Consider the following 16,396-nt stretch of genomic DNA (forward strand, 5'->3'; position numbering starts at 1 on the left):
CGTCCGCCGATCGGAGCCGACATGAACAAGACCGCCGAGCGGGAGCGGCTGCCGCGCACCGCCCGGGCGCTGCTGGCCGCGGTGTTCGTGGACGCCCTCGGCAGCGGCCTCTACATGGCGGTCTCCGTCGTCTTCCTCACCCGCTACCTGGACCTGGGCAGCAGTGAGGTGGGGCTCGGTCTGGGCATCGCGGGCGCGGTGTCGTTCGCGCTGCTGGTGCCCACCGGGATCCTGGCGGACCGGGCCGGTCCGCGCACCATGCTGATCGCCGCCCATCTGACCCGGGCGGCGCTGCTGGCGTGCTACCCGTTCGCCTCCGGTTTCGTGCCCTTCCTGCTCGTGGTGTCCCTGCTGGCGGTGGCCGACCGGGCCGCCTCGCCGCTGGTGCAGGGGATGTTCGGGGCGGCGGTGGAGTCCGGGCAGCGGGTGCGGGCGATGGGCATGGCCCGTTCGCTGCAGAACCTGGGGCTCTCGCTCGGCGGTCTGGCGGCCGCCGGGGCGCTGCTGTGGGACAGCGACGGGGTGTATCTGGCCGTCGTCCACGGCAACGCGCTGTCGTTCGTGCTGGCCGCCGCGCTGGTGGCCCGGCTGCCGGCCGGGCAGGGCGGCGGCGGCAGGCCGCTGCCGTGGCGGCGGCGCCTGGCGGTCTTCCGGGACCGGCGGTTCACCGGTCTGACCGTCCTCAACTCCGTGGTGAGCCTGCATGTGACGGTGCTGACCATCGGCATCCCGCTGTGGGTGCTGGCCCATGACGAGCTGCCCCGGTCCGTGATCGCCTGGACGCTGGTGCTCAACACGGCCGTCGTCGTGCTCTTCCAGGTACGGGCGACCCGGGGCATCGAGAGCGCCGCGGACGGCGGCCGGGCCCTGCGGCTGAGCGGTCTGCTGCTCGCCGTCGGCTGCTGTGCGCTGGCCGCGACCGGCGAGCTGCCCACGGCCTGGGCGGTGACGGTGCTGCTCGCCGCGGTGGCCTTCCAGGCGTTCGCGGAGATGCACCAGCAGGCGGGCGCCTGGGCCATCTCCTACGACCTCGCGCCCGAGGACCGCCGTCAGGTGTATCTGGCTTTCTTCAGCCTGGGCAACGCCGCCCGCAACACCTACGGTCCGCTCGTCGTCACGTTCCTCGTGGTGCAGCGCGGGGCCGTCGGCTGGCTGCTGCTCGGCGCCCTGGCCCTCGGCTGCGGTGCCTGGGCGGCACGGGCCGGCCGGCCGTCCACCGCCTCCGGTGCACAGCCCGCACCGGCCTTATCGCTGACCGATGTCCAAGGAGAGACCCATGGCACCCACCCCTGAACAGTCCGTCATCATCGTCGGAGCGGGACCCACCGGATTGGCACTGGCCTGCGAACTGGCCGCCGCCGGAGTCTCCTGCACCGTCCTGGAGCGCCGTACGGAGGCGTCCGCGCAATCCCGTGCCATGGCCCTGTACAGCAGGACCCTGGAGGTGCTCGACCTGCGCGGCCACGCCGACGCGCTCACCGCGGTGGGCCGTCCGGTCGGCCGGATGCTGCCCGCACCGGGCGCGTCGATCGACTTCACCGCGGTCGACAGCCCCTTCCCGGCGGTGTACGTGGTCCCGCAGAGCCGCACCGAGGAGATGCTGCAGCAGCGCGCGATCGATCTCGGGGTCATCGTGCAGCGCGGGGCCGAGGTGTTCGGCCTGGAGCAGGACGCGACGGGCGTCCGGCTGCAGGTGCGCACCGAGTCCGGCGAATGGGAGGAGACCGCGGACTACGTCGTCGGCTGCGACGGCGCGCACAGCGCGGTGCGCGAGCTGTCCGGCATCGCCTTCCGCGGCCGTACCTACGACATCGCGCCGATTCTCGCGGACGTGCGGCTCGAGACGCCGCCGCCGGACGACGTCGCGATCCTCTCCGGCGGCGGCGCGATGATGGTGTCCATCCCCTTCGGGGACGGTTTCCACCGGATCGCGGTGGGCCACCGGGACCACCCGTGGACGCGGGACGAGGTGACGCTGGAGGAGCTGGCCGAGCGGCTGACGGAGGTCCTCGGCTTTGACCCCAAGCCGCACGAGCCGCGCTGGATGGCCCGGTTCAAGATCCACCAGCGGCTCGCGGACCAGTACCGCACCGGCCGGGTGCTGCTCGCGGGCGACGCGGCGCATCTGCACTCCCCGCTCGGCGGGCAGGGCCTGAACCTCGGCATCCAGGACGCCGTCAACCTCGGCTGGAAGCTGGCCGCCACGCTCCAGGGCTGGGCGCCGGCCGGACTGCTGGACACCTACCAGAGCGAGCGCCGGCCGCAGGCGCAGAAGATCCTCAAGGCCACCGATCACGCCACCCGGATGGCCACCCACCCCTCGCCGGTGGTGTCGGGTCTGCGCCGGGTGGTGCTGAGCCGGCTGCTCGGGCGCCGCCGGATCCAGAAGTTCGCCGGCGAGGCGCTGTCCGGACTGCGCGCCGGTTACGCCGGCCGGGGCCGGCCGGCCGCGCTCGGCGGTGCCCGGCTGCGCCCCGGCCAGCGGGTGCCGGACCTGGCGGTGCCGCAGGCGGAGGGCGCGCCGGTACGGCTGTACGAGCTGATGCGCGACGGCCGCTTCCTCCTGCTCGACCTGGGCGAGGACGGCGCGGCCGCGGCGGTCGCGGACGCCTGGGGCTCGCGGGTCTGCCCGGTCCGGGTGGCCGGTCCGGTCCCGCAACTCGCCGGTATCGGCGCTGTGTTGGTCCGCCCCGACGGCTACGCTGCCTGGGTGGACAGCACATCGTCGCCGACGGGCCGCGAAGCACGCGTACGGCAGGCCCTGCACCGCTGGTGCGGCACCGAGGGGCCCACCCCGGCGCGGCAGCCCGCCACCACCGCCGAGGCGGCGGCCCTCGCCCGGCCGGCCCGGCGGGAACAGTCCGGGGCCACCGACACGGCGCCCGCCTCCGCCGACCGCACCTGATGAGGCGCCACCGCGGCCGGCCCTGAACGATACCGCCGGCCCCACTCCCGCGCGGCGGCCCGGTGCCGCCGCGCGGGCACCAGCACGGATCGGATGCAGAAAGGTTCGTCGCCATGGCACAGCAGCTGATCTCGGGGCGTTCCCAGCGGACCCGCGAGGCCATACTGCGGGCGGCGCGGATGCACTTCGCGGCCGACGGGTACCAGCGGTCCACGATCCGGGCCATCGCGGCCACGGCGTGCATCGACCCCTCCATGGTCATGCGCTACTACGGCAGCAAGGAACAGCTCTTCGACGCCGCGCTCGACGTGGACCTGCATCTGCCGGACCTCACGGGCACGCCCCCGGAGCTGCTCCCGCAGGCGCTGGTCACCCACTTCCTCGCGCCGTGGGAGGACGACCTCGCCGAGGGCTCGATGCGGCTGCTGCTGCGCTGCGCGGCGACCAACGAGCGGGCGGCGGAGCATCTGCGGCAGATGCTGCACGAACAGTTCACCAGCAGCCTGCGCGGCGCCCTCGGGCCGGAGCGCGCGGCGGCGTGCAGCGGGATACTCGCGGCGCAGCTGCTGGGGGTGGCGTTCACCCGGTACGTCCTGCGGCTGCGGCCGATCGCGGACCTGCCGGTGGCGGCGCTGGCGGAGCTGGTGACGCCGTCGCTGCGGACGGTGCTGACGGCCGAGTAAGGAAGAGCCCAAGACTCCGCATGGTCATGGCCTCGAGGTGACCCACCTGATAAGGTATTTTCACTGTACAGTGAATTAATTGTTCCGACAGACCTCGTCCGAAGTGCAGTGATGTCATGAATCCCAGGCGTACAGACGGTTCCGCTTCGATGTCGGGAGGATCCGGGAAGACCGACTCGACCGACGTTCCGACCGCTCGGCGCAGCCGTCCGAGGCGTGCCCGCAGCGGGCGTCGCCCAGGGGACAGCGGAACCCGCGACCAGATCCTGGAAGCGGCGCTCCACCTCTTCGCCGACCGGGGCTACGCCCGCACGACGATCCGCGCGATCGCCGAAGCCGCCCAGGTGGACCCGGCGCTGGTGCATCACTTCTTCGTGAACAAGGAGGGGGTGTTCGACGCCGCGGTCAACTCCTCCTTCAGCGTCTCCACCACCTTCGACGAGACGCCGATCGGCGACACCTCCACCTCACAGGCCGCCTGGCTCGCGCACGCGTACTTCTCCTTCTGGGAGAACGAGAAGACGCGCTACGCCATGACCGCCGTCTACCGGGCGGGCATGGCCGACAGCGCTACGTCCGACGTGCTCCGGGCCCGCGTCGAGGCGAGCTCCAAGTCCTGGGCGAACGCCTCCGGTTACCGCGACCTTGCTGACGCCGAGACCCGTACGGCGCTGGCCGCCGGCCATCTCGCCGGGCTGGCCATCATGCGCTACGTCCTGCAGATCCAGCCGCTGGCGGGGATGGAGTACACCGAGTTCATGGCCTGGGTGGTTCCGGCGCTCGAACAGCGTCTGTCTCCCCGGCTGGAACCTCGCAAGTTCGCCGGCGACGAGAAGGACTGAGCCCCGGCCGGGCGCACCGGCCGGGGCTGCGGGAAGGGGCGGCCCCGCATCGGGGCCGCCCCTTCCGTGGTGCGGCAGCGCGGTCCGCGGCGGAGCGCCCGCCGCGGCGACACCGGGTCAGACGCCGTTGCGCCAGACGGTCTTCAGCGCCATCAGGCACACGCCGGGGCCCACGCCGATCATCAGGCCGCGCGCTCCCGGCTCCGGCCGCTTGGCGAAGGTCCGTTCCATGACCTCCAGCACGGACGCGGCGCCCAGGTTGCCCAGTTCGCGCAGTGAGTCGCGGGCCAGTCCGAACATCTCCGGCGGGCAGCCGAGACCGTCGGAGAGGCAGTCCAGGATCCGGGGGCTCCCGGTGTGCGAGACGATGAAGTCCGGGGCGCCGTCGGTGCCGGCGGGCGCGGTTTCGGCCAGCCATTCCCGCAGCCCCGGCAGGGCTCCGCCGACGACCTCGGCGAGCCGCGGGGAGTTCTGGGCGTGCAGTCCGTCGTCCTCGATGCGGCTGCCGACGATGTCCTTGCCGCTGACGTCCAGGAACTCCCAGGATCCCGTGATCTCCATGTGGGGACCGTCCACCCGTCCGCGGACCACACAGGCGCCGCCCGCGTCGCCGAGGATGGCCTTGAAGATCATGCCGTCCATGCCGACGTCACCGGGGTGCAGGTAGTGGCTGAAGGCGTCCGCGCACACCACGAGCACGATGGCGTCCGGGCGGGCCTTCACCAGTTCCGCTGCCGTCGAGACGGCGAACACGCCGCCGACACAGCCCATTTGGGTCGCGGGGATGCGGCGGACCGACGGGGGCAGTCCGAGCCGCTCCATCAGCAGGACGTCGAGTCCGGGCATGCTGTGGCCGGTGGCACTGGACACGACCAGAGCGGTGACGTCCTCCGGTTTCAGTCCCGCCTCCCGCAGCGCCGCGCGGCCGGCCCGCTCCGCGAGGTCGAGCGAGTCGTGCAGATGTCTGCGGGTGCGCTCGAAGAGCGAACAGTCGTTCTTGAACTGCTCCTCCAGCGGGCGGGTGTACCAGCGGGTGCGCACCGACGAGCGCCGGATGACCTGACGGACCAGGCGCAGTCGTGGGTGGTCCGGGTACAACTCGTCTATACGGCCGATGAGTTCATCGGTCGTCACCTGGTAGCGGGGCAGGGCGACAACGGGAGCAGTGACGACTGGCACGACGTCTCCAAAACGGTGGGAAGCCAGCGGATGAAGGAGCACTCACCACATCCGGCCCGGTGATCGGGCGCCCGAACGGCGTCGCAGTCGCCGCCCGTTGAGTCTTGCCTGGAAAATCGCGCATGCCGAACACTCCCCCCGGTGTCTGACGGTGCTGTCCTTCGCGGGCGCCTCGACGGCGCGTCTCGCCGGACGCCACAAGGATCGGGCGCGCGGCGGCACATGGCGATGCGGAACGCTGTACGGAGGCTTTCCCACTTTCCGGGCGTTGCCCGGGGTCGGCCTCTGGAAAACGAAGGTACGAGACCGGAGTTGACTCCAGCTAGAGCGAAATTCAACGCGCATGGAATTCAATCCGGGAGGACAGCCGAGAGCACCGGCCACCGGGATCACACCGAGAAAGGGCCGACCGCCATGCACGCACCACCGCACTACGCGGACCCCGACCCCTGGACCGAACGCGCTGCCTGCCGCGATACCGACCCCGAGACCTTCTTCCCCCTCCCCGGCGCCTCCGGCGGCGTGGACCGGGAGGCCATGGCCAAACGCCTGTGCGGGCGCTGCCCGGTGGCCCGGGAGTGTCTGCGCGAGGCCCTGGTCCACGACGAGGGCGCCGGGATCTGGGGCGGCTTCAACGCGCGTGAACGGCGTGAGCTGTTGCGTATCGCGAGCACGCTGGAGTCGACGGCCGCGGAGCTGGCCGCGTATCTCGCGGGCGGCGGACGCAGATTGAGCGCGACGCCCCGGGAGCGGCCGGCGTACGTGTGGTACCTGCGCCGGCACGGCTGGACCCCGCGCCGGATCGCCGGCGCCCTCGGCATCAGCTTCGGGCAGGTCCAACAGGCTTGGCAGCTGGCCGAGTTGGCATCCTCATGCACCCGCGGCCCGGTGAGCGGCATGCCGAACCCGCGAGCCCCCAGGAAACGGGTGCGCCGGTCCGGCACCCAGGGAGGGGAGGTGACCGGCGCCGAACGCCCCGCCATACGCGGCGGCGCAACGTCCCTGGGCGGCACCCCACTCCCCCGGTACGGATCCCGTGCCCGGCCCTCCAGTCCCCAGCAACCACAACTCCCGTCCGGCGGCGGTCATCCGGCGGGGCCGGTACCTGCGGACCGACGGGGGGTGCCGCTGGCGGGGGGCGGGCGGGGGGTGCCGCCTGCGGGGGATGGACGACGGGGACCGCTCGCGAGTGGCGGACGAGGCGCGCCGCCTACCGGAGATGGACGACGGGGACCGCTCGCGAGTGGCGGACGAGGCGCGCCGCCTGCGGGTGGCGGGCGGGGAGTGTCGGCTGCGGGTGGCGGGCGGGGAGTGTCGGCTGCGGGTGGCGGGCGGGGAGTGTCGGCTGCGGGTGGCGGGCGGGGAGTGTCGGGTTCGGCGGATGGGCGGAGGGCTCCGGGTGGCGGGCGGGTCTCGGGTCCGCTGGGGCCCGGTGCCCGGGGCGTCCCGCTCGCAGGTGACGGACGGCGAGCGCCGCTCAGCGCGGATGGGCGGGGAGTACCGGCTCCTGCGGACGGGACCCGAAGACCAGGCGGCAATCAGGCGGCGGGGCCACTGGGGCCTGGTGCGCGTGCGGTTCCCGCTACCGCCGGCGGGCGAGGGGGACCGGGTGGTCGGCGTCCTCCGGCTCCGGCGGGGTCCGGCGGGCGGGGGGTGCCGCCGGGCGGCGGCGGACGGCGAGCGCCGGTCAACTCTGACGGGCTGGGCGTTGCACCTGCGGCCGACGGGCGAGGAACGTCGGGCAGCGATCGGACCTCGCGACCGCTGGTAACTCGCGGCGACGGACGGTTGGGGCCGCTCACGGCTGACGGGCGAGGGGGGCCGGGTGGTCGGCGTCCTCCGAGGCCGGCGGAGACCGGTGGGCAGGGAGTGCCGCCTGGCGATGGTGGACGGCGGGCGCCGGGCGCCGGTAACGGGTGGGGAGCCCCGGCTCCTGCGGACGGGCCGCGAATGCCGGCTGGCCGGCATACCCCCGTACCGCCCGGTTCCACGGGCGGACGGCAAGCGGCGGACGCCGGTGACGGACCCGGAGTTGCGCCCGCGGACGACGGGGCGCGGTCCTCTCGTCAGTCGGCCGGTGGTGCCGGGTACTCGGCGGAGGCCACCCATCAGTCGGCCGGTGGTGCCGGGTACTCGGCGGAGTTGGCGGGCGCGGAGGGGCGGGTTTCGCGGCCGATGACCGCCGACCGTACCCGCATGCCCCTCATGCCCAAGGCGCGCCGCCTGCCCACCGGCCCTCGGGTCACGCTCACCAGCAGGTCCGCGCGCACCTTCGTCACCCCCGGCAGTCCTCGGATCACCATCACCATCCGGCCCGTTCCAGGGGCCCCCGCCGGTGAGCGGGGTGCGTCATGAGTGCCGTACGGATGGGGCAGGACCGGCGGCTCGCGGGGACCGTCATCACGGACGACGGCGCGGAGATCGTGGTGTACGCGCACGGTTCGCCGGAGGCCGAGGCCACCGTCGTACTGTCGCACGGGTGGACCATGTCGGCCATCGACTGGCGGCCGCACATCGACGCGTTGACGCGGCCCCGGCCCGGCTTTCCCGCGCTGCGGGCGGTCAGTTACGACCAGCGCGGGCACGGCAGGTCCACGCGAGGGCAGGCGCCGCTGGACATGGCGCTGCTCGGCCGGGACCTGGACCTCGTGCTGCGCCGGGCGACCGCGCCCGAGGACGGGCCGGTCCTGCTCGTCGGCCACTCCATGGGCGGCATGGCGGTACAGCAGCTCGCCGCGGCCAGGCCCGATCTGTTCGGACCGTGGGTCAGCGGCGTCGCGCTGTTCTCGACCTGCGTGGAGGACGTCGGGGCGGTCCCCTTCGTACCGCAGGACCGGGGCGCGCAGCGCAGGGCGCACGCCGAACGGCTCGTCGCTGACGGCATGTTGCGTTCGCCGGGCTGGGCCAAGGCCGTGCACCGGCTGCTCACCGGACCGCTGTCCCACCCCTCGACCGCCCCGATCTGGCACGCCCTGTTCGGGCGCGGCCCGGGCACCGACACCGCACGGGCCGACGCGCACGCGCTGCGCACCATCCCGCCGCTGATCGTGGCCGAGTTCTTCGCCGCGCTCACCACCCACGCCTGCGCGGGCCGCCTCGGCGCGCTCGGCAGGGTGCCGACCCGGATCCTCGTCGGCGCCCTGGACAGCTACACACCACCCGCCCAGGCCCTGCGCCTGGCCGACGACATCCCGGGGGCGAGCCTGCACACCGTGCCGAAACAGGGCCATGACCTGCCGTACGAGCGTCCGGTGCTGGTCGTGGAGACCGTGCACGCGCTCTTGCGCGACCTACGAGACCGACGCGAGCCGGCCCCGAGTGAGCCTCGGGAACTCGCCCTCGAAACGGGAGCGGAACGATGACCAAGCCCCCGACCCCTGATACCAAGTCCCCGACCCCCGCTGCCAAACCCCCGACCCCCGATACCGAGGTCCTGCGCCCCGATGTGCTGAAGGCCAGGCGGATCGTGGTGAAGGTGGGGTCGTCCTCGCTGACCACCGCGGTCGGCGGCCTGGACTCGGACCGCGTGGACGCCCTCGTCGACGTCCTCGCCCGCACCCGCACCACGGGCACCGAGATCGTGCTCGTCTCCTCCGGTGCCATCGCCGCCGGGCTCGCCCCGCTGGGCCTGGCCGAGCGCCCGCAGGACCTGGCCGGGCAGCAGGCGGCCGCCTGCGTGGGCCAGGGCCTGCTGGTGGCCCGCTACACGGCCTCCTTCGCCCGCTACGGCCTGCGGGTCGGCCAAGTCCTGCTGACCGCCGACGACATCGGCCGCCGCGCCCAGTACCGCAACGCCTACCGCGCCCTGACCAAGGTGCTGTCCATGGGCGCGGTGCCGATCGTCAACGAGAACGACACGGTGGCGACGTCGGAGATCCGCTTCGGCGACAACGACCGGCTCGCCGCCCTCGTCTCCCACCTCGTCCGCGCCGACCTGCTGGTGCTGCTGTCCGACATCGACGGCCTGTACGACGGCGACCCGCGACGGCCCGGGGCGCAGCGCCTGAAGGACGTCCACGGCCAACAGGATCTGGCGGACGTCGAGTTGGGCGGCGCCGGCAGTTCGGGGGTGGGCACCGGCGGGATGAAGACCAAGGTGGAGGCGGCCCGGATCGCGACCGGGGCCGGTGTCCCGGTGGTCCTCACCGCCGCCCGGCACGCGGCCGACGCGCTGGCGGGCCGGGAGACGGGCACCCTCTTCCACCGCACCGGGGACCGCAGCTCCGACCATCTGCTGTGGCTGGAGCACGCCAGCAGCCCGCGCGGCACCGTCCAGCTGACGGCGGACGCGGTGCAGGCCCTGGTGCAGGGCCGCGGGGCGCTGCCCGCGACCGGGGTGACCCGGGTGGCGGGCCAGTTCGTCGCGGGCGATCCGGTGGAACTCCTCGACGAGGAGGGCCGGGTGGTCGCCCGCGGCCTGGCCTCGCTCGCCTTCCAGGAGCTGTCGCTGCTGCGCGGCCGTTCGGGCCGGGAGGTGGTGCACCAGGACGACCTGGTCCTGCTCCCGGCCGCGGCCCGCGGCGGGCTCCCGTCGCAACTGCGCCGGCAGGTGAGCGTACGGGTGCTGCCGGCCCGCGAGTTCGCGGCACGGGACGCGGGCGGACCCGGGCTCGGCTGACGGCCGGCAGCAGGGCGGCGCCCGTCGGTTTCCACGACGGGCGCCGCCCTGTTGTACGAGGCCCTCGACGGGCCCGACTTGCCGAGGCTGCTCGGCCGTATCACTCCGCTCGGCCCTATCACTCCGCTCAGCCTTGCCGAGGCCGCTCCGCCTTCTCGTTCCGCTCAGTCGATGCTGCGGACGATGTGGAACTCGGCGGGATCGTCGTCCACTCCGGCCAGCCCCAGCGGGGGCGGCACCTCGGAGCGGCGGCGGACCCGCCGCGCCTCGTCCCGGTACACGAGCCGGCCCGCCGGCTTCGTCTTGGTGATGATGCGTATCTGCATGAACGGACCTCCCGTCTAGGGCAGCGGGGCGGCGGTTCCGCCCTTGATGTGCCCATCGCCCACCAGGACGTACTTGGTGGTCGTCAGCGCGGTCAGACCCATCGGGCCGCGCGCGTGCAACTTCTGGGTGGAGACGCCGAGTTCGGTGCCCAGGCCGAGCTCACCGCCGTCGGCGAAGCGGGTGGAGGCGTTGACGGCGACGACCGCGGTGTCCAGCGCGCCGACGAACCGGCGGGCGGCGGTGTGCGAGTCGGTGACGATGGCCTCCGTGTGACCGGTGCCGTAGCGCCGGATGTGCTCGACGGCCTCGTCCAGCGAACCGACGACGGCGGCGGAGATCTCCAGGTCGAGATACTCGCGGCCCCAGTCCTCGTCGGTGGCCGGTACGACGGCCGCGTGCCGGGCCCGTACCCGCGCGTCCCCGTGCACCACCACGCCGCGCTCGGCCAGCGCGGACAGGGCGCGGGGCAGGAAGGCGGGCGCCACGGCCTCGTGGACGAGAAGGGACTCGGCGGCGTTGCAGACGGACGTCCGCTGCGTCTTGGCGTCGAGCAGGATCGCCAGCGCCTTGTCGAGGTCGGCGTGCTCGTCGACGTAGACGTGGCAGTTGCCGACGCCGGTCTCGATCACGGGTACGGCGGACTCGCGCACGGTGGTGCGGATGAGCTCGGCGCCGCCGCGCGGGACGAGGACGTCCACCAGGCCGCGCAGGGACATCAGTTCGCGTACGGCGGCATGCGTGGTGCCGGGCACCGTCTGCACCGCGTCGACGGGCGCGCCGGTGTCCGCGAGGGCCTTGCGCATGGCGGCGACGAGGGCGGCGTTGGTGTGCCGGGCGGTCGAGGAGCCGCGCAGCAGAACGGAGTTGGCGCTCTTGAGGCAGAGGGCGGCGGCGTCGACGGTGACGTTCGGGCGGCCCTCGTAGATCATCCCGATGACGCCGAGGGGGACTCTGATCCGCCGTACCTCCAGGCCGTTGGGCCGGACGGTCCCGTCCACGCCGGCGCCGACCGGGTCGGGCTGGGCGGCGAGGAAGCGCACGGTGCCGGCGAGCGTGTGGAGCTGCTCGCGGGTGAGGGTCAGCCGGTCCAGCACGGCGGCGGCGAGTCCGGCGTCCCGGGCGGCGGCCAGGTCGCGCTGGTTCGCGGCGAGGATGTCGGCGGGGTCGACGGTCAGGCGCCGCGCGACGGCGAGCAGCGCGGCGTTCCGTACGTCACCGGAGGTACCGGCAAGCAGCCGGGCGGCGGCGCGGGAGGCGAGGGCGGCATCGCGCACGTCCTCCGTCTGCACCCGCGGCGCCGCGTCCCGGACGCCGACGGCCGCATCGGCGGTCACCCCTCACCGCCGTCCTCCACCTGCTCCACGGGCGGCGGCGCGGGCACGGTCCCCGACAACTCGGCCAGCATCACCCACGCCAACGCCTCGGCCTCCTCCGGATGAACGGTGAGACCGGTACCAGTGCTGCTCATAGGAACTCCCTGCGATATACGGGCGCTGCCGTGTCCCACCCACAAGGGGAACTCAACAACTGATGAACTCACCCCCCACGAGACTCGCACGAGCCAACAACCCCGACAAGACCGGCACTTCGGCTCCACGAGAGCGGCTGGACTGAATCTCGAGCGCGGCTCCACGGGGCGGCGGGCGGGAACCCGGAAGGAACCCCACCGCCCAGCCGAAGCCGGCGACGTCACCGCCGCGGCTCCGGCGCCGTCCCCACCGCCTCCGACGCCGACCTCCGCAGCCGGATTCCCCAGAAGTGGCCGCCGGGCGCGGCGACTTGCGGGCGGGAGCCCTCGGGTGCGCCGTGGGTTTCCGCGCGGGCCAGCACGAACACGCCCCGTCCCGCCGCGGCCGCCGCGACCAGGCCGGCGGCCACCGTCATCAGCCCCGTCGCGTACCGGTCCCCCAGCACCGCCGCCCCGAGCACCACGGCGAACACCGGGTTCACCAGTGTCACCGTGGCCAGCGGAGCCGCCAGGCCGCCCCGGTAGGCGAGCTGGCACAACAGCAGCCCGGCCGGCGCGAGGAACAGCACCCCGCCCGCGACCAGCACCGTCGACGCGACGGTCCCCGACCCCGCCCCGGTCACCCGGAGCACCGCGGTCTGCGCCAGCGCGCTCGCCGCCGCGAAGGCGACCCCCGCCGCGGCCGCGTACGACAGGCTCGCGACCGTCACGCTCCGGGCGACCGCCGCCGCGACCACCGGCACCCCCATCGCGACCGCGGTCAGCAGCCCGACCCCGACCAGTTCGCCCGTGTCCAGCGTGCGGCTCTCCCCGGCGGACGGGACGAGCGCCAGCAGTCCCACCACCCCGGCCACGGTCAACGCCGTCCCCGTCCACTGCGCGGACGTCATCCGCTGCCGCAGCACCCCCGACGACAGCAGGGGCGCCGCGACCAGCGTCAGCACCCCGAGCATCTGCACGGCGACGAGCGAGCCGTACCGTAACGCGGCCGTGTGCAGCACGGCCCCCAACGCGTTCAGCAGCACCGCCACCCACCACGCCCCGGACCGCCGCAGTCCGACCGCCCGCGGCCCGGCGGCGCGCAGGGCGGCCATCCGCTGCGCGACCGCCGCGGCCGCGTACGCCAGCGCGGAAGTCGCACCGAGCACCAGAACCGAGAACACGGTGGTACGTCCTTTCACCGCGCCGGGCACGGAGCCGTAATATTTCACCCTCCGTTGAAGTCTACGGGTGCTGAATTAACCCGCGCAACCGGTTCGAGACGGACTCCATCCGACGTCCACGCGCATTCCTGCCGCGCCTCCTACCCTCACCGCACGCACGAGCCCGGCAACGCCATCTGGATCACGGAGAGTCGCTCATGACGTACGTCATCGCCCAGCCCTGCGTCGACCTCAAGGACAAGGCCTGCGTCGACGAGTGCCCCGTCGACTGCATCTACGAAGGCCAGCGGAAGATGTACATCAACCCGGACGAATGCGTCGACTGCGGCGCCTGCGAGCCCGTCTGCCCGGTCGAGGCGATCTTCTTCGAGGACGACGTCCCCGGCGAGTGGACCGACTTCCGCCGGGCCGACACGGAGTTCTTCGCCGACCTCGGCTCCCCGGGCGGTGCCGCCAACCTCGGTCCCGTCGAGTCCGACCACCCGGTGGTCGCGGAGCTGCCCGTGACCGCGAAGCCGTGACGAACGGGTGAGTTCGACCGCCGTGCACACGACCCTCGTTGACCTGCGCCCGCCACGTCCATAGCTTCGTGCCCGCCTGACATCACGTCAGCAAAGGGCGTCACGGAGGAGAGGGGCGGGACGTGCGGCTGAGTCTTCGGGGCGCGGGGGTCGTGTGCGCGCTGATCGCGGGGCTGCTGCCCGTGACGTCGGCGACCGCCCACGCGGCGATTGCGGCGGCCGAGCCGCTGCCCTTGGAGCAGTTCTTCGACAACACCGCGGTCAGCGACGACGCCCGCCCCGGCGAGGCGGACTTCGACGGCTCGGGCGCCTCCCTGTCGGCCGCGGACCTGGCCGCCGCGGGCTGGCACCCGGGCCGCGCGTTCACCGTGCAGGGCGCCCGTCTCACCTGGCCGGACCGCACGCCGGGCGAGCCCGACAACGTCCTCGCCGCCGGACAGGACATCCGCCTCCCCGGCCGCGGCGACGCCCTCGCCTTCCTGGTCGCCGGCACCACCGGCACGAACGTGACCGGCATCGGCACCGTCGCGTACGCGGACGGCACCAGCGCCCCGTACCGGCTCACCGCCCCCGACTGGCGCACCGGTCCGCTCGCCACCAAGGCGCTGGCCCTCCCGCACATCAACACACCGGCCGGCCGGCTCACCGAGAAGGCCCGGCTGTACGTCGTCACCGTGCCGCTCGCGGCCGACCGCGAGGTGACGTCGGTACGGCTGCCGCACGCGGCCGGACTCCATGTGTTCGCGGTGTCGGTGCGCACCGACACCCTCGGGTGGACCGGCACCTGGTCCGCGGCCACCGGCGGCTACCCGGCCGTGGGTCCCTGGACCGACCGGACGCTGCGGCTGGTCGTGCACACCTCGGCGGGCGGGCCGCGGGTCCGCGTCCGCTTCGACAACACCTTCGCGGCGACGCCGGTACGGATCGGCAGCGCCACGGTGGCCGTCCAGGCGTCCGGCGCCACGCCGCAGGGGGCGCCGGTGCCGCTGTCCTTCGGCGGCGCGGCGGGCAGCGAGATCCCGGCGGGCGCCCAGGTGTTCAGCGACCCGCTGGGCTTCACGGTGCCCGCGGACACGAACCTCCTGGTCAGCTTCCATCTGCCCGGCACGGTGGCGGCGGCGCCGGTGCACCGGCTCGCGGTGCAGCGGTCGTACCTCAGTGAGCCGGGCGACCACGCGGCCGACGGTACCGCCACGGCGTACACCTCGACCCTGACCAGCTGGCCGCTGCTCGCCGGGGTGGACGTGGGCGGCGGGCCGGGCTCGGTGGTGCTGCTCGGCGATTCGATCACGGACGGGACGCATTCCACCCTCGACGCGAACCGCCGCTGGCCCAATGTGCTGGCCACCCGGCTGCTCGGCCAGGACGAGGTGCCGCACTACGGCGTGCTGAACCAGGGGATCTCCGGCAACCGTGTGCTCACCGACCGCTACCCCGGGGACGGCGTCTCCACGGAGACCGCCGGGGTGAACGCGCCCCACCGCTTCGACCGCGATGTCCTCGCCCAGCCGTCGGTGCGGACCGCGGTGGTCTTCGAGGGCGTCAACGACGTGCGCGCGGGCGCGACCTCGGAGCAGGTGATCGAGGGCCTGCGCCTGCTCGCGGACCGGGGACACGCGCACGGGCTGCGGATGCTGGCGGCCACGATCGTGCCGTGCGAGGGCGCGGCCCAGTGCACGGCCGCGGTCGACGCGGAGCGGGCCGAGGTGAACGCGTGGATCCGGGCCACCGGAGTCTTCGACGGCGTCCTGGACTTCGACGCGGCCCTGCGGGATCCGGCGCGCCCCGCGCGCATCCTGCCGCGGTACGACAGCGGCGACCATCTGCACCCGGGTGACGCGGGGCTCGCGGCGCTGGCCGCGTCGGTGGATCTGCGGGCTCTGGTGCCCGCGCCGTGAGGGGCTACACGTCCAGGTCCACCACCACCGGCGCATGGTCCGAGGCGCCCTTGCCCTTGCGCTCCTCGCGGTCCACGTACGCGTCCTTGACCGCCGACGCGAACGGTTCGTTGCCGTAGACGAGGTCGATGCGCATGCCGCGGTTCTTGGGGAAGGCGAGCTGGCGGTAGTCCCAGTACGTGAAGGGGCGGTCGTACTTCAGGGGCCGCGGGACCACGTCCGACAGGCCCGCCTCGCGCAGGGACGCCAGGGCCGCCCGCTCGGCGGGGGTGACATGGGTCAGGCCCTCGAAGGCCGCCACGTCGAAGACGTCGTCGTCCGTCGGCGCCACGTTGTAGTCGCCCAGCACCGCGAACGGGCGGCTGCCGGCCGCGTCGCCCGCGACGGCCGCCTTCAGGGCCTCGAACCACTGCAGCTTGTAGGCGTAGTGCGGGTGGTCCACCTCGCGGCCGTTGGGCACGTACACCGACCAGACGCGGACCGGGCCGCAGGTCGCGGAGATGGCGCGGGGCTCGACCGAGCCGTCGTAGCCGGGATCGCCGGGCAGGCCCTTGACGACGTCCTCGATCCCGGTGCGGGAGAGCACCGCCACGCCGTTCCACCGGCCGGTCGCGTGCACCGCCGACTCGTAACCCAGCTCGCGCAGCTGCTCGGTCGGGAAGGCGGCCTCGGCGACCTTGGCCTCCTGGAGGCAGAGCACGTCGGTGCCACTGCTCTCCAGCCAGGCCAGGAGCCTCGGCAGGCGGGCGGTGATCGAGTTCACGTTCCAGGTCGCGATACGCATGTCCCACA

Annotated in this window: 15 protein-coding genes and 1 pseudogene; 9 read left to right on the forward strand and 7 right to left on the reverse strand. The window is 73.7% G+C overall.

The window, feature by feature from the left end:
• Positions 1-21: 21 nt before the first annotated feature.
• The 4 genes from ACWD1Z_RS06580 (at position 22) to ACWD1Z_RS06595 (ending at position 4,430) form a co-directional block, all read left to right on the forward strand.
• Positions 22-1,293 carry an MFS transporter gene (locus ACWD1Z_RS06580; protein ID WP_451116086.1) on the forward strand — a complete coding sequence of 424 codons (1,272 nt, stop codon included), beginning with the start codon at positions 22-24 and terminating at the stop codon, positions 1,291-1,293.
• Positions 1,277-2,905, forward strand: coding sequence for an FAD-dependent oxidoreductase (locus ACWD1Z_RS06585; protein ID WP_451116088.1), 1,629 nt, complete (start codon positions 1,277-1,279; stop codon positions 2,903-2,905). Before ACWD1Z_RS06580 ends, ACWD1Z_RS06585 begins: the two co-directional genes overlap by 17 nt.
• A 113-nt stretch (positions 2,906-3,018) precedes the next feature.
• Positions 3,019-3,588 carry a TetR/AcrR family transcriptional regulator gene (locus tag ACWD1Z_RS06590; protein ID WP_451116089.1) on the forward strand — a complete coding sequence of 190 codons (570 nt, stop codon included), beginning with the start codon at positions 3,019-3,021 and terminating at the stop codon, positions 3,586-3,588.
• A gap of 149 nt (positions 3,589-3,737) precedes the next feature.
• Positions 3,738-4,430, forward strand: coding sequence for a TetR/AcrR family transcriptional regulator (locus ACWD1Z_RS06595; RefSeq protein WP_451116090.1), 693 nt, complete (start codon positions 3,738-3,740; stop codon positions 4,428-4,430).
• A 117-nt stretch (positions 4,431-4,547) separates the two neighbouring features.
• On the opposite strand, the gene ACWD1Z_RS06600 is transcribed toward ACWD1Z_RS06595, so the two are convergent.
• Positions 4,548-5,609: a type III polyketide synthase gene (locus ACWD1Z_RS06600; protein ID WP_451116092.1), complete on the reverse strand. Its 1,062-nt coding sequence runs from the start codon at positions 5,607-5,609 to the stop codon at positions 4,548-4,550.
• A gap of 414 nt (positions 5,610-6,023) precedes the next feature.
• On the opposite strand from ACWD1Z_RS06600, the pseudogene ACWD1Z_RS06605 reads away from it, so the two are divergent.
• Positions 6,024-6,254 (forward strand): annotated as a pseudogene (locus ACWD1Z_RS06605) (WhiB family transcriptional regulator); the annotation flags it as partial.
• Between the two features lie 1,463 nt (positions 6,255-7,717).
• Here ACWD1Z_RS06605 and ACWD1Z_RS06610 read toward each other — a convergent pair.
• Positions 7,718-7,918: a hypothetical protein gene (locus ACWD1Z_RS06610; RefSeq protein ID WP_451116094.1), complete on the reverse strand. Its 201-nt coding sequence runs from the start codon at positions 7,916-7,918 to the stop codon at positions 7,718-7,720.
• Between the two features lie 42 nt (positions 7,919-7,960).
• Here ACWD1Z_RS06610 and ACWD1Z_RS06615 point away from each other — a divergent pair, with 42 nt between their 5' ends.
• Positions 7,961-8,971 (forward strand): alpha/beta fold hydrolase, encoded by a 1,011-nt coding sequence (locus ACWD1Z_RS06615; RefSeq protein ID WP_451116095.1) that lies wholly within the window; start codon positions 7,961-7,963, stop codon positions 8,969-8,971.
• Positions 8,968-10,227 (forward strand): glutamate 5-kinase, encoded by a 1,260-nt coding sequence (gene proB / locus ACWD1Z_RS06620; protein WP_451116097.1) that lies wholly within the window; start codon positions 8,968-8,970, stop codon positions 10,225-10,227. The genes ACWD1Z_RS06615 and proB overlap by 4 nt, the downstream gene beginning before the upstream one ends.
• Positions 10,228-10,391: 164 nt before the next feature.
• Here proB and ACWD1Z_RS06625 read toward each other — a convergent pair whose 3' ends face one another.
• The 4 genes from ACWD1Z_RS06625 to ACWD1Z_RS06640 form a co-directional block, all read right to left on the reverse strand.
• Entirely contained in the window at positions 10,392-10,553 is a 162-nt protein-coding gene (locus ACWD1Z_RS06625; RefSeq protein ID WP_451116099.1) for a hypothetical protein, read from the reverse strand.
• 15 nt (positions 10,554-10,568) lie between these two features.
• Positions 10,569-11,888 (reverse strand): glutamate-5-semialdehyde dehydrogenase, encoded by a 1,320-nt coding sequence (locus ACWD1Z_RS06630; RefSeq protein ID WP_451116101.1) that lies wholly within the window; start codon positions 11,886-11,888, stop codon positions 10,569-10,571.
• Positions 11,885-12,022: a hypothetical protein gene (locus ACWD1Z_RS06635; protein WP_389420576.1), complete on the reverse strand. Its 138-nt coding sequence runs from the start codon at positions 12,020-12,022 to the stop codon at positions 11,885-11,887. The genes ACWD1Z_RS06630 and ACWD1Z_RS06635 overlap by 4 nt, the downstream gene beginning before the upstream one ends.
• Positions 12,023-12,243: 221 nt before the next feature.
• On the reverse strand, positions 12,244-13,185 hold the full coding sequence (locus ACWD1Z_RS06640) for a DMT family transporter (protein WP_451116102.1): 942 nt from the start codon (positions 13,183-13,185) through the stop codon (positions 12,244-12,246).
• A gap of 197 nt (positions 13,186-13,382) precedes the next feature.
• Between ACWD1Z_RS06640 and fdxA the strand changes: the two genes are divergently transcribed.
• Both fdxA and ACWD1Z_RS06650 read left to right on the forward strand, forming a co-directional pair.
• Positions 13,383-13,706, forward strand: a complete 324-nt coding sequence (gene fdxA / locus ACWD1Z_RS06645; protein WP_451116103.1) for a ferredoxin — start codon at positions 13,383-13,385, stop codon at positions 13,704-13,706.
• Between the two features lie 122 nt (positions 13,707-13,828).
• Positions 13,829-15,604, forward strand: a complete 1,776-nt coding sequence (locus tag ACWD1Z_RS06650) for an SGNH/GDSL hydrolase family protein (RefSeq protein ID WP_451116105.1) — start codon at positions 13,829-13,831, stop codon at positions 15,602-15,604.
• A 4-nt stretch (positions 15,605-15,608) separates the two neighbouring features.
• On the opposite strand, the gene ACWD1Z_RS06655 is transcribed toward ACWD1Z_RS06650, so the two are convergent.
• A complete protein-coding gene (locus tag ACWD1Z_RS06655) occupies positions 15,609-16,388 on the reverse strand; it encodes an exodeoxyribonuclease III (protein ID WP_451116106.1) in 780 nt (259 codons plus the stop codon).
• Between the last annotated feature and the right edge of the window lie 8 nt (positions 16,389-16,396).

It is taken from the genome of Streptomyces sp. NPDC002784, from assembly GCF_053592135.1.